Origin of the sequence: Bacillus sp. N13C7 (assembly GCF_026790065.1) — a bacterium.
GTDB lineage: Bacteria > Bacillota > Bacilli > Bacillales > Bacillaceae > Bacillus.
On the sequence record NZ_JALAMO010000021.1, the window covers coordinates 1 to 12592 of the forward strand.

18 protein-coding genes are annotated in these 12592 nt (G+C 40.5%); 2 read left to right on the top strand and 16 right to left on the bottom strand.

Annotated elements, in window-relative coordinates:
• Positions 1 to 253 precede the first annotated feature (253 nt).
• From MOB98_RS18680 to MOB98_RS18690, 3 genes are all read right to left on the bottom strand, one after another.
• The gene (locus MOB98_RS18680; protein WP_268363013.1) at positions 254 to 499 is read right to left on the bottom strand and encodes a hypothetical protein; all 246 of its coding nucleotides are present in this window, start codon (positions 497 to 499) and stop codon (positions 254 to 256) included.
• Between the two features lie 148 nt (positions 500 to 647).
• Positions 648 to 773 (bottom strand): hypothetical protein, encoded by a 126-nt coding sequence (locus MOB98_RS18685; RefSeq protein WP_019260194.1) that lies wholly within the window; start codon positions 771 to 773, stop codon positions 648 to 650.
• On the bottom strand, positions 763 to 1893 hold the full coding sequence (locus MOB98_RS18690; RefSeq protein ID WP_268363011.1) for an aspartate phosphatase: 1131 nt from the start codon (positions 1891 to 1893) through the stop codon (positions 763 to 765). The genes MOB98_RS18685 and MOB98_RS18690 overlap by 11 nt, the downstream gene beginning before the upstream one ends.
• A gap of 209 nt (positions 1894 to 2102) precedes the next feature.
• On the opposite strand from MOB98_RS18690, the gene MOB98_RS18695 reads away from it, so the two are divergent.
• A complete protein-coding gene (locus tag MOB98_RS18695; protein ID WP_268367201.1) occupies positions 2103 to 3815 on the top strand; it encodes a T7SS effector LXG polymorphic toxin in 1713 nt (570 codons plus the stop codon).
• A gap of 5 nt (positions 3816 to 3820) precedes the next feature.
• On the top strand, positions 3821 to 4105 hold the full coding sequence (locus MOB98_RS18700) for a hypothetical protein (protein WP_217020837.1): 285 nt from the start codon (positions 3821 to 3823) through the stop codon (positions 4103 to 4105).
• Positions 4106 to 4144: 39 nt separating this feature from the next.
• Here the strand turns inward: MOB98_RS18700 and MOB98_RS18705 are convergent, their stop codons facing one another.
• From MOB98_RS18705 to MOB98_RS18765, 13 genes are all read right to left on the bottom strand, one after another.
• Complete coding sequence (locus MOB98_RS18705) at positions 4145 to 5119, bottom strand: N-acetylmuramoyl-L-alanine amidase (RefSeq protein ID WP_268367200.1); 975 nt, start codon at positions 5117 to 5119, stop codon at positions 4145 to 4147.
• 50 nt (positions 5120 to 5169) lie between these two features.
• On the bottom strand, positions 5170 to 5433 hold the full coding sequence (locus MOB98_RS18710) for a phage holin (protein ID WP_268361775.1): 264 nt from the start codon (positions 5431 to 5433) through the stop codon (positions 5170 to 5172).
• Between the two features lie 15 nt (positions 5434 to 5448).
• Positions 5449 to 5676, bottom strand: coding sequence for a hemolysin XhlA family protein (locus MOB98_RS18715; RefSeq protein WP_372342237.1), 228 nt, complete (start codon positions 5674 to 5676; stop codon positions 5449 to 5451).
• 119 nt (positions 5677 to 5795) lie between these two features.
• Positions 5796 to 6689 carry a phage-like element PBSX protein XepA gene (gene xepA, locus MOB98_RS18720; RefSeq protein ID WP_268361779.1) on the bottom strand — a complete coding sequence of 298 codons (894 nt, stop codon included), beginning with the start codon at positions 6687 to 6689 and terminating at the stop codon, positions 5796 to 5798.
• Between the two features lie 91 nt (positions 6690 to 6780).
• Complete coding sequence (locus MOB98_RS18725; protein ID WP_268361780.1) at positions 6781 to 6945, bottom strand: XkdX family protein; 165 nt, start codon at positions 6943 to 6945, stop codon at positions 6781 to 6783.
• On the bottom strand, positions 6942 to 7271 hold the full coding sequence (locus tag MOB98_RS18730) for an XkdW family protein (RefSeq protein ID WP_268318526.1): 330 nt from the start codon (positions 7269 to 7271) through the stop codon (positions 6942 to 6944). The genes MOB98_RS18725 and MOB98_RS18730 overlap by 4 nt, the downstream gene beginning before the upstream one ends.
• Positions 7272 to 7282: 11 nt before the next feature.
• Positions 7283 to 9037, bottom strand: coding sequence for a terminase (locus MOB98_RS18735; protein WP_268361782.1), 1755 nt, complete (start codon positions 9035 to 9037; stop codon positions 7283 to 7285).
• A gap of 3 nt (positions 9038 to 9040) precedes the next feature.
• Positions 9041 to 9313, bottom strand: a complete 273-nt coding sequence (locus MOB98_RS18740; RefSeq protein WP_268361783.1) for a hypothetical protein — start codon at positions 9311 to 9313, stop codon at positions 9041 to 9043.
• A complete protein-coding gene (locus MOB98_RS18745) occupies positions 9310 to 9888 on the bottom strand; it encodes a YmfQ family protein (protein ID WP_268361784.1) in 579 nt (192 codons plus the stop codon). The genes MOB98_RS18740 and MOB98_RS18745 overlap by 4 nt, the downstream gene beginning before the upstream one ends.
• On the bottom strand, positions 9872 to 10918 hold the full coding sequence (locus tag MOB98_RS18750; protein WP_268361789.1) for a baseplate J/gp47 family protein: 1047 nt from the start codon (positions 10916 to 10918) through the stop codon (positions 9872 to 9874). The genes MOB98_RS18745 and MOB98_RS18750 overlap by 17 nt, the downstream gene beginning before the upstream one ends.
• On the bottom strand, positions 10911 to 11336 hold the full coding sequence (locus MOB98_RS18755; protein WP_044430388.1) for a DUF2634 domain-containing protein: 426 nt from the start codon (positions 11334 to 11336) through the stop codon (positions 10911 to 10913). Before MOB98_RS18755 ends, MOB98_RS18750 begins: the two co-directional genes overlap by 8 nt.
• Before the next feature lie 12 nt (positions 11337 to 11348).
• The gene (locus MOB98_RS18760) at positions 11349 to 11615 is read right to left on the bottom strand and encodes a DUF2577 family protein (RefSeq protein ID WP_010330118.1); all 267 of its coding nucleotides are present in this window, start codon (positions 11613 to 11615) and stop codon (positions 11349 to 11351) included.
• A complete protein-coding gene (locus MOB98_RS18765; RefSeq protein WP_017696791.1) occupies positions 11612 to 12592 on the bottom strand; it encodes an XkdQ/YqbQ family protein in 981 nt (326 codons plus the stop codon). Before MOB98_RS18765 ends, MOB98_RS18760 begins: the two co-directional genes overlap by 4 nt.

Below are 12592 nucleotides of genomic sequence, written 5' to 3' on the forward strand. Positions count from 1 at the left end.
CGCAATAAAAAAAGCTTTCTCCTTTTTGAGAAACCTTAGTAATAATACACTTAATAAAGCTTCCAAGCGGGCTCGAACCGCTGACCTCTTCCTTACCATGGAAGAGCATCTTGAAAGTTTATATCCGGTTTCTTAGGACAAAAGTAATTATAGCAGGGTTTTGATAAATGTCAATACGGTTTAAACAAATTTAGAAAGGTGGCGAATAATCGTATTTGCCACCCTTGTGCCACCTTGAGTACACTCACTACGTTTATTTATTAAAAACGTCAATTTTAGGTTCAAAGGTATTTAGCCTGTCACAAAAAGTACAGTAAGCTGTTGCTTTTATAGGAATACGATTTTCATCCCATTCAATAATTTTATAAAGCGGTTCTTTGCCTCTTGGTCTTACATGAACGCTATATGTCGATTTATCAATATGGTCAGGTACATGATAGAACCACTCAAAGTCATGCATGCAATCTTCATATTGACACTTCTGTTTTCCTTCTAACATCAATTTAATCCCCCCTTTATTCTAATATTACATTAAAAAGAAGAGCAGGGATTAAAATTTTAATAAAGGATGACTTCTTATTGAAGGAAGTCATCCTTTATTAAATATATAACACATAAAAAACCCTCAAAAATAAGGTTTAATGGTTTTATGTTTGATTCCGGTCAGAAAGTTGATGATATGCTGCACCTTGCTCTACAGTAAAAGTAGTAACGAGACCTAAACTTAAAGTAACTGCAGTAAGAATAATGATTACGCCCTTTTTAAAATTCATACAGGCATTCTCCCCTCTGAATTTGTTTTTGCGTTTCAAGCATTTTTTGATGATAAACATATGATGTTTCAAATTCCTTTGATTTTGCAAAAACTTCAGCCGTATCAATTGCGATATCTTCCACATATGCATAATTCTTATTTCTTTCTAAATAATCAATCGTTTTTTTGATTCCCGCTTGATCTACTGCATTAATATAAAGTGCTTCCAAGTACTTTTGCAGGGACACAAAAAGTTTATCACCTTGGGATATCGCAGCCGATAAACCCTTTTTACTCATTTTTATTGCTTCACTTGTTTTCCCCTGCTTAAAAAGAAATTTAGCGTATGTAAACAGTGAATGTGGTAAATTGCTCAACTTAGCACTTTCTGATACCTTGGCAGCCTCATTTAAGAAATGATCTGCTTTATCATTTATTTCTAAATCTGCGTAATTCTTTCCGAGATTGTAGTAAGCCGAGCTAAGTAGCCTTTCATTGCGATCTAATTGTTTGGACAACTCTAATGCTTTTTCAAGGTGCGGCAAGCTTTTCTCGAAATGTTTAAAATCAACGTAATTTCCCGAAATTACGAAATGACACTGTATTTTCCGCACTTTATAAAGCTCATATTGATTATAAATGTCCATTGCCTGTTTAACATGGTGCATCGAGATATGATTTTGCTTCATAATATAGTAAGCTTCAGCCAACTTAAAATGAAATTCCGCCTTCTCAATATCATCATTTACATGAGTAAGGTGTTTTTCTGCTTCTCGATAAAAACCAATTGCTTTGACATATTCTCTCTTATCAAACTCATACATTCCACGAAAAAACAGAGAGTAGTAAGACAACAGACCAGTTATCCCTTTATTGGATGCTTCTATTTTTTCAAGCAGTTCATCAATAGTTGGCCTGATTCTTGTTGTAACTGGTTCCAAATAATCTAACATAAGCTGATGACGGAATTTCATTAGAGAGAAGTAAATAAGTAAATACTCATCCTCCTCCATCTGATTGATCTCTTGCTCCACCTCAGCCTTTAAAATCTCTGCATCCGGGACACTAAATTGACGTATCATTTTATACCATTCATTGATCTTTACGCCAACTTCTGACGATGATAAAACCGGATTCACAAGACCCCTCCTTTTACACCTTTTATGTAATATTCTAACATTTCCGAAAATATGTATGTCCGCAAAAAAACCGCAAACTTTTGCTTCGGTTCATTTCGTTCAATTACTCATCTTCCAAATAAAAGGGTTTATTGTATTTCTCAATCTCTTTATATGGTAAAATTTTGTTAGTTATTGAACCACAAAGCTTAACAAGAAAGGATATGATCATGAAGGTATTTGAAGCTAAATCATTGCTTTCTGAAGCTGAAAACCGCGCAAAGGAATACAAAGATACAAGGAGTCAAATGGTCAAATTAAAGAAAGCCTTCAAATCTGTGGCTGATCTAGATGACAGTGAGTTTTCAGGTAAAGGCGCCAATAACATAAAGGCATTTTATGAGGATCAAGCAGGGATCGCTGACCAGTGGATTGATTTGATCGACATGAAAATCGCATTTCTCACGAGTGTTACTGGCATCCTGGAAGACGCAAGCCTATCCGATGCCTACATAGAAGAATCTTTTTTAGAACACGAGCTGGCCAACGCTTATACTAAATCAAAATCCATCATGTCAGAACAGAAAAAAGCAATGAAAGACATTCTAAATGACATCAACGACATACTACCACTAGATTTATTCTCCACAGAAACATTTAAAAACGAACTTTCTTCAGCCGACAACAAACGTACCAAGACAATCAAAAAAATTCATGAAGTCGATGAAAATTTAACATCTGAATATGCGCTCTCAGAAGCAAACGAACAAATGATTCAGGCTGATTATCAAGCACTCATGAATGCTACAGCAAAAGGCAAAAGCGCCTCTCCTATCCACTATAATGCAAAGGCTTATAGGGACAGTGAAATTCATAAGATGACCAAGGATGTAAAAAAACAATCTACTGATTATATCTCCTTTAAAGATCAGCAGGCCGAACAAAGAAGAATTGCGAAGGAACAGGAAGAACTCGCAAATAGGCCATGGTATGAAAAGACCTGGGATGTCGTTTGTAATTTTACGGGGGAAGTCTCCGGATATTATGATTATAAGAGAGCTGCTGATGGCGTCGATCCAGTCACCGGAGAAAAATTAACTGATGGGCAACGGGTAGCAGCTGGCGCAATGGCTGCGGCCGGCTACATCCCTATAGTTGGCTGGGCCGGAAAATTAGCCAAAGGCGGAAAGGCTGTCTACTCAACGAGCAAAGCCATCTATAGAGCAGACAAAGCGCTTGATATCTATAAAACATCTAAGACCTTCCCTGCCCTTCAAAATTCCAGTAAAGGACTATACGGACTTGCTTCAGCAAACGGTTTTAGCGAAGCCGTAACTGGCCGAGATATGTTTGGGAATAAGATTTCCGAGGAGAGACGTGAGAACAGCTTAAACAGTGCGCTTGCCTCAATTGCTCCAATAGGAATGATTGGTGCAGGTAAAGCATTAAAAATAAATTCTGGCGCAGGTAAACCTTCCAACTTATTCAGAGGTGAAGATTTCCCTTATGCAACAAAGAGACCCAATGGTATCGGCAAATCTCATATTTCACCTGAGACTGGGAACCTTGTTCCCGCAAACAAAAGTGGAATGTATCAAGGCCGTCAGGTAACTGTTACGGAACATATTTTAGGAGGGTATAGGAAAGGTGGAAAATCCAATAGTCCATATACCAGTTTTACAATTAACAAAAAGATAGCAAAAGGTTATGGGGAATATACTATTGAATTAAATATATCAGAACTACGAAAAGCCATACGTTCTGGAGAACTAAAAGGAGTTGCTATCCTGAATCCAAAACAAATTGAGAGACTAATAAAAAACGACACGAGACAAACAGACAATTGGAAGAAAAAAGCTCTAAAATGGACTAGTAGAGATACAGAGTATTTTGTTAAAGGTGAGATACCAAAAGAATACTTCAAAATGTTTCCTAAGGAGTGAAGAGTATGTTTCTTTATTATCAAAATGAATGCTTAGGTGAAATAGATGGAGCAACAATAGAGGGTCCTTGGGCTTACGGAATAATCAAACCTAATAAGAATATGGAAAAATTCAAAGAATTTTTTAGAGCAGTGGTGGATGAAGATGATCCTTCTGCAATTGAGAAGTTTGACGATGCTCTACTAGATGATGATAATTGGTTTATCATCGATGATGAGCAAAAAAGAGTAGGGATTTCTTTACCAGGAATCTACGAAGAAGATAACCAAATAAATTGGAGATGGAGATAAAAACAAAAAGGCCCCCCTCATAAAGAGGCAGGGCCTTTTTCATTTCAATTTCGCTTCAATTTTCGCTTTAGTCTTAGGTCCATAAACGCCATCGGCAGTCAGACCGTTTACTGACTGGAACCGCTTGACTGCATTTGCTGTTTTGGGACCATATACGCCATCAATGCCGTTATTCTTTGCCCCTTTATCCGGGTAGAAATAAAGAGCAGCCAGAGCATTTTGAACTTGTCTGACATTCGTTCCTTTCGTCATCGGACTTGTCACTTTAATAATTCCGGAAGGAAGCGGGTATGATGTCTTTTTGTTGCTTGTTTTAGTGCTGCTGGATGAACTGGATCCTTTCAGTTTCAGCTTTTGGCCAACTGTGATTTTATTTGGATCTTTAATGTTATTCCATTTCTGAAGGTTTGCCACACTTACTCCCTCAGCCTTTGCAATTCCGGAAAGCGTATCTCCTTTTTTCACTGTATATGTTGTTCCGGATCCTGAAGAACCACCTGAAGACGTTGAACTTTCGCCTCCGATTTTGCTTAATTCAGCTGCGATAGCCGCCTTCACTTCATCCCATCTACCCTCATCTAAAATACGGTGCGGGCAATATTTGCCGCTCCAGTCTTGGTGTTTGCGAACACGATCAATACCCCAACCGCGCTCTTTAAGGAGCTGCGCCACAAACTTGATTGCCAATTTTTCAGCAGCGTAGTATTTAGCGCCTCCTGACTTGCTGTAGCAGATCTCAACGCCGATAGATTTACGGTTCCCGGTTCCATTTGTGCCGTCTCCTGTGTGCCATGCATTACGGTTTAACGGAAGTCCTTGAATTACCTGTATATCATCAACTGCAAAATGATAGCTTGTAGAGTTTGTGTTGTTCTTCATGTATGAAATCTCATTTTTAGCTGAAGCATCGTTTGCTGTATTGTGAATAGTAATATATTCCGGAACCATGGGATTCGGACATTTCAAACTGTATTTTTCTTGAGAAACTAAATTTTTCACCACTTTTATGGCCATAATATTTCCTCTCCTATCTTAAGATTAAAAAAGGCTGCCAGCCGGCAACCTCATTTAGTTAGATTGTTTTGTTTTAAAATTGCTTTCTGCTTGTGCCCTTTGGTTGTCACATAGTTATTTTTGAACCAGGCTGCCAGTGTCGTGCCGATAGTAAAGATTACAGACACTGCTGTGTATAGAGCATCCGCAAGCTGATTTACTTGGTCCTCAGTAATACCTAAAGGTGACTTTCCAAACATCAACATAGTTTGGTTGATAAGTGCAATTATAAGAAGCACCGTCCGAATGACTGTGCCTTTGTCGTAGTTTTTCATATTGTGTGTTCCTCCTTATTTTTGCAAAACCGTATAAAAAATAGCGATTGCGCCGCCAATAACGCCAGTACATACCGCTGTTATAATGGCGCCAGTGATTGTGCGCTTGATCCAAGTTGTGTTCTCTTCGATTTTATTGAGTTTTTCGTTTAACGTCATGATCTGCTGGTCTTGTCTATCGGAAACGCGTTCAAGAACATTTACGCGCTGTTCGATCGTTTTTTGACCTGCCTTCATTTCCATTATCTCTTTTTGTAACGCATGCAAATCTGGTACCTCCGTCACTTCTGACATTAGTACGCCCCCCTTTTATTTCATCTTCTTCACCTCCTCCGAGGCAAAATAAAAGGACAGCCGGATTTTTATGAGACGGCCGTCCCTCTTACTGAAAAGTTTCCATTTGTTAACGCTGTGAGCTCCATCATGATTTCTTTAAAACCGGTAATGTCAAAAGACCAGGCTTCCGATTTTCCTTTTGTGCTATTGGCATACGTTCCGTCATCCACTTTCTGCCCTCTCAGGGCTCTTTTTGTTCCTGATAGGGATTTACCCCAGAATTTCAATTCACTTGTCTCAGCTGTCCCATAAACCTCAATGAGCAACGTTTTAAATGATCCAACAGTGAACGGAGTACCTTCCCCAATCGTTTCTGTTTTATCGTGAAAAATAACATCTATCGTTTTTGCTTGAGTGTCTAATAAGCCGAGATTCAAGCCTTCAGTCTGAACTTTTAAGCGGCCATCATCGGTTAAGCCGCTCTTATCTATTTGCATAGTGAGCGGAGCAGCTGTCGTAATTGGAACAGCTTGTTTAATATTTATATCTTCTTCCCCAGCACCCAGCGACTGATAAAGTAAGAAATCAGACTGTTGCAGATTACCGTTTGCATACCGGAAGCGGAAATATCGTTGTGTTAAGTGGATCCATTCAGTCTCGCCAAGTGTCCCTGCCTTAACCACTAAGGAAGACACTGTGGTCCATGTATTCATATCGTTACTTTCTTCGATAAATAATGTACCTTCACGATCAGAATAAGCATGTCCTTTTACTTTCGAAATTAAAACCTGACCTAATCGATCTTGACCATACTGTGTATACACTTCAGTTGCTTTTAAGACTGCATTTGTCAACAGCTCAGCATTACCTGAAATGGCAGCCATCGGCACCACAAAATCCCTGTTTCCTTCTCTGTATGGCTTGGCTGCCCCCGGCTTACCGGCTGCATCTGTTGGAAATTGAAAACTATACTGCGTCATTTAAAAATTCCTCCTTGCTTTTGTTAGTCTTTAGCGGTCTATCATGAGCGTTACATCATACCCACCTCCTTTCAGGCAAAATAAAAAAGCCCTACATGGCTTCTCCTGTGATTTCTTTATACTGTTCTGCTGTGATTAGATTTTTCTCTATTCCTTCCTGTAAATCTTCGGGCGAGCAATCTTTATAGTGGATTGCCTGCTTCACCATTTCAGAGGTAGCCCAGTTATAATGTAAAGCCAGTACCCAATAATTCATACTTCATTCCCTCCTTCTAAAGAAAGAAGCTGCAACTTTATATTAGACAGCTCGTTTCCCAATGTCTGATTTAATTCTTCAAGCTGTTTACGGGCCAGCCTCTCTTGCGACAATTCTTGTGCAAGCAACTCGATCTGATCTGGAGGCTCATATGGCGGATTGCTTTTCGACTCTTCCCACCAAGATTGCAATTCCTCCTGAGTCGGTAACGGGGCCCGGAGATTCCATTTCTCAATATATGAGCCGTTCCCGTCGTTCCGCAGTTCAAAATCCTTTCTCGGTACCGCGTTAGGATATTTATACATAATCGCATCATACAAAATCATAAAAGCACCTCCTAAAATCTCGGATAATTTCTTCCACCCATTTCAGTGATATCAAAATAGTTATACCATCCTGAGTTGTCAGTAATGTAACGCTGAACATCCCCGTCATATCCAACATAAAGATAAATCTCTATATAATCGCCTGCATTAGCCGGAACAGTGGCGGCTCCATAAACCCCTACATTGAATTGAGTACTATCAGAAGGGTTTGCTGGACTGTTTCTGTAATGCGCTATATTTTTATAAATCGTTCCGTTAAGATAAATCTCCATTTCATAGTTGGCATATCTTTGAACGTTCTCGATATATAAACCTGCATTGACCAAAAACATGCCGCTATTAGGACAGATAAACCGGTTATTAGTAACATCAAAAGCATTATGACTGTCTTTTATCTTTCTATTAAAACGAACTTTCTGCTGTTCCCCTTTTATAAGAAGCTGCTTCCCGGTTGTACCAATATTCGTATGCACAAATCCAGATATCTTTTCCCACGGAGTCCACCCGGAACCACTCCACCAATGCCTGATCCATACACCCGTACTGTCAATATAAGTTCCAGACTCATTACCTGTACCGTAAAAATATTGTGTGAAGCGAGAATTATTAAACTTCTCGTTTTTTACAATTCCATATCGCAAAGGATATCCAGTCGTATTTCCTTGGCCAATATCCATAAGAGTAAGCCCAAGCGGATATGATTCTCCACTAGTTCTCGCGTCTTGAATTGCATTTGTTCCCGTGAGGAGGGTGAGCTTCTGATTTGTAAAGTTGTTTTGAACAAATGCTTTTGCATCTGAAAGAGCCTTGTCAGCTTTCTCTTGTGATGCAGTTTCTGTTTCGAGTTTCTTCCACCCCTGCCATCCGACAGTATTACCGTCCCAATAATTCGTAAAGACATTATTTCTGTAGTCCATGGCATAAACCCAGCCATAGCTGCCTTTTCCATCAGATGATTGGCTTGTCATTTGATAAAACCCTCTCGTAGAGGCGGTAGAAGGAGAATTTACCGCTTTTCCATTTGCATAAAAGGTCCCCATACTTCTACCTCTATCTATAATTGCCTGAAGCATATCTTCGCCTTCATTCACTGCAAAAGATACACCCCCAACATCATTTGTAATTTTAGATAGTTGAGCACCATTCCATTTATCCTTATCACTTTTAGTAACATGGATATCTTTATCATCAGTGTGAACAGCCAATCTTTTTATTGATCTTTCTTCTGTTTCGTACTTTATCCAATCTGACCAAGTTCCATTAACTAATGACTTTCTCCAAAAGCCGCCATCTGTGGCCATGGCCATTGCTTCTCCGCTCGTCGAAGAGGAGCACAAGTAAATACCGCGAACCGCTTGGGGCGGTGCATTAATAGCATCACTCGACATGTAAAAAGTAAAAGTCTTTTTCTGCCCTATCGCAACACTATGAAAGTCATAGCCTTGACCGATGTTAATAAGAATGGATCCATCGTCTTTCGTCATTTTCGAAAGCTGCGCCCCATTCCATTTAGCTCGCTCTTCATTCGTAACATGCCGTTCCTGATCTTGATTGTGCAGATCAAAATCTTTCTTCGCCGCCTGCTGCACGTTATCAACATTACCCAGATCCAGCTGTTCCTTTGTCACCTTGTGAGGGTTGTTCATGTCATTTTTATGTGCGGCTAAATCTTTATGCGCTTCTTCAATACCTTTCTCCCAACGGTTCACATCATCCTCATTGATTGGATCATCCGGCAGCCAGTCTGTTTTTGCTTCATATGCCATTTGTTACACCACCTCAAAAGTAAATCTAAAGTCCAGCGTTCTGTTGTTACTTACATCTAAATCTGTTGTTCTTTCCGTAATCACGTTGTTTTGCTCATCAAGGACCTGAACACTCTCAATGTGTTTGATATCTTCTTCTCGATGAGTAAGTACCGTGACAACTGCGCCCTGAATGGTTATTTCCACAATCTTTGTTTCATTTCCATTCAGCAGCACTTTCGATATTCTACTTTTAAGATCTGCAGCTGTACGCTCTCTATAAACTTTCGTAATCATGGTAAAACCACCTCGTTATTATTAAGCGTGACGGAATAACCCACCATCAGCTCACTTACCTTTCGATATCGTCTGTTATTCAAAATGACAGTATCTTTTATTTGGAGTGGCTCATTTAATGCAGCTCGCAAGGTATACGCCAAGTGAGCCGGCTTCATATTTTCTAATGTTTCTATGAGCTCGCTCATGTGCTGCATATCATCTATATCAATATCAACATTAAAACGGTACTCTCCAGGAAGTAGCCGGACCTGAGCGGACGGATTCTTCAAGAACCGATTCAATGCCTGTTCAATGGCCATATATGTTGCGGGCGGTATATTGGACATTTTCGAGATCAGCCGCAGCCGGCGGATCTCGTACGTATCACCGGCCTCTCGAGGCACGTTCAATATTTTTTCCCACCGTTCAAGTCCCCAGGTTGCTGTTGTGACAAACAGCTGATCTGTCAGATCAAAGATGCTATTATTTTGCTTTTCGAATTCCGGAGATTCCGCTTTAAGAAGTTCAGCCATTTCCTTTAACTTGGTAAGGAACGGCGGCAGGTAAGCAGTCATTTCATCGAGTTTGCTCAATGATGTTCACCTGCCCCAATTTAGGGATTTCGACGTCACTCAGAACCAAATTTTCAGCCAAACCGTTTATTTTAATATCTGCATAATCACTTACTGAGGGTGAATTATAGACAATATTATTGATCTGCGATAAGCGGATGACATTGTCTTCGAACGCCATCTTTTTAAAGAGGTTTAATACACCTGATTCGATTTCTTTCTTCACCTGATCAATAGAGCTATTGACCTCGGGAAGCACCTCAGCTGATATCTCAATCTCTTTCCAAACCGCACTCTCCACCGTGACAAAGGCGCCAATAGGCGCCTGTCCTTCGCCTTGTCCCGGTTCAGGATCAATATAGTTCTTGACCTTGGATATTAAAATATCGGATGCAGGTTCCAAGTTGGCGTTGGTCACGACAATTTTGACCGTTCCGTCCCCATTCCAAAGCGAAAAGATTTTTGCCTTACCGACTCCGTCAACTTCTTCCGCCCACTGCTTATAATGCTCTTTATTTGCACTAACAGCTTCCCGGCGTACGCGAGTAAAATATCTCGCTCTTAAACTGTCATCATCCTCTTCTTCACGTCCAGGTATCAGGATCTCTTTCACAATTGCTTTTTGAAGTCCTGGAATGGTATCCAATGACAATAGATTCTGGCCGGAAATATTCGCGTTCCCCGCTTCTCCGGCTGTTTCACATTCCAACGTCCCGTCAGCTGTGTATTGAAAATAGAGGTTATCAACAAAAAAACGGGAACCCACTGGAATGGTTATTCCTTCAGTAAACTCCGCTGCCCTGACTGCTTTCGTGGCAGCCGTTCGCTCGATGCCGGCTTCAGTAGCCCGACGATCTAAAAATTCCCCTTGTGCTGTGTCCGAGAAGACAAGTTCCAGCACCGTATCGAGCCAAATATAAGACTTGGCCAATTCTGCAGCTGCAGGAGCTAACGCGTTATAAATCACGCTTCCTTCCCTTGTATCAATGTCAGCTGAAATTCTGTTCAGCATCCGGTCCATAATTTCTTCAAAAGTTTGATCTTCAAACATCTTCACCGAGCACCTCCTCGATCTCTAATGTTCCCTCGTCAGTTTCGACTGTAAAGGAAACATGGAACGAATCGCCTTGTTTTTCTATTTCAAAATCTGACACAGAAGAAACACGATCGTCATAGATCAGTGCCTCCTCTATCAGCCGCGGAATCTCCATTTTCTTATATGCGTCTGTTGTTTCATTATCTGCCAGGACGTCTTGAAGCTCATTTCCAATGTCATGACTGAAAACAGAATAGGCGTATCGCTCAGTATGGAGGGATAAATATACAAACTGCTTGATGGCTTCAAGGCCTGTGATCATTTCATTTGTGATACGGCCATTTTCAAAATCTATTTTGTAGGTTTGCGAGGTCTCTATGACTTCGCTGTCATCTTCAATATCATCAAATTCAATTTCTGGCGAAAGGGCCAACTCAGGCACCCCCTATATTTTGTCGAGAATAAAAAATGATTGTCCGCCTTTTAAGGAGACAACCATCACATTCTCACCCATCTTTAGTTCTTCATCTCCTCCAGCGCGCAGCCGCTTAGGAATAATAATCAAATCAGACGGAATAATTAGCTTTTCATTTTCATTGAGTTTAATTTCAACAGGAGAAACGGAAACCACTTCAGCCGGCATAATATCGACCGGTGACTCAGAATCAACTGCACCGACAGCCAAATGTTTGATTGCTTCACTTAATCTCATGAGGAAACTCCATCAGGAATAGAGTTTTTCTCCACAACATCAATGGTCATCGTATGCGTGGATCCTTTAAATTCATGTTTGTCTGTATCGATCCAGTATGTTTTCTTAACCCCGACTTCCGGAATTGAGATATAGACAGGCAAGCCGCTCTGAAGATCCGGAATCCCAATCGCTTGAATACTCTTGAGTTCTTTTTTAACACCTTTTTTCTGTGCTTGTTTGACTTTCGCACGCTCCTGAAGCTGCGCCTGGTTAATGTTATCAGAAACCGTTTCGACATACTGAAGCACACCATATTTACTGATGCCTGAGCTGTCACTTGCGGTGGCTGTGTATGTTTTATTGTCTTTCTGCCGGCGGAGCTTTACTTTTGTGGCCGTGTCATTAATTGAAGTGCTGTATTGATAGCCGGTAATGTTCACACCCGTCTCCAGCACCCATACTTCTGACGGATCAGGCCAAGCGCGAAGGCCAAGCTTTCCCTTCGCAGAATATAATTGATAATTCCTTCCGGTTTGGCTTTTCGTTTGTTTCAAGGCTTTCAGAATCATGTCATAAAGGCTCGTATCGTCTTTGAACACAAGTGATTTAATTGTATGACCTGTGTTTGCAATAGACGTTGTGGGAATCTGAAAGTCTCTTGCCAGACGTTTTATGATCTCGTCTGCACGCTTATTAGAGAAAACATAAACATCCTTGTTTTTGACCAGATATTGCAGCATATCATAAGCCGTAAAGGTCAGCCCGTGTTCTTCCGGATTGCGAGAAAACACAATGCCCCGGAACAGTTCTTTGCCCTTCCACTTAAATAAAACTGTATCCCCTTCAGATACACTGTAATATGAATGGGTTCCCTGTTTCGTAATGATCTTTGCTGTGATCGATCGCGGCGCCTGATACCGTTGCCCTTCGAGGGAAACACTTTCAGTTACCAGCTCAAGCCATTCCGTTTCTTTAATGACGAAAAGTTCTATCAT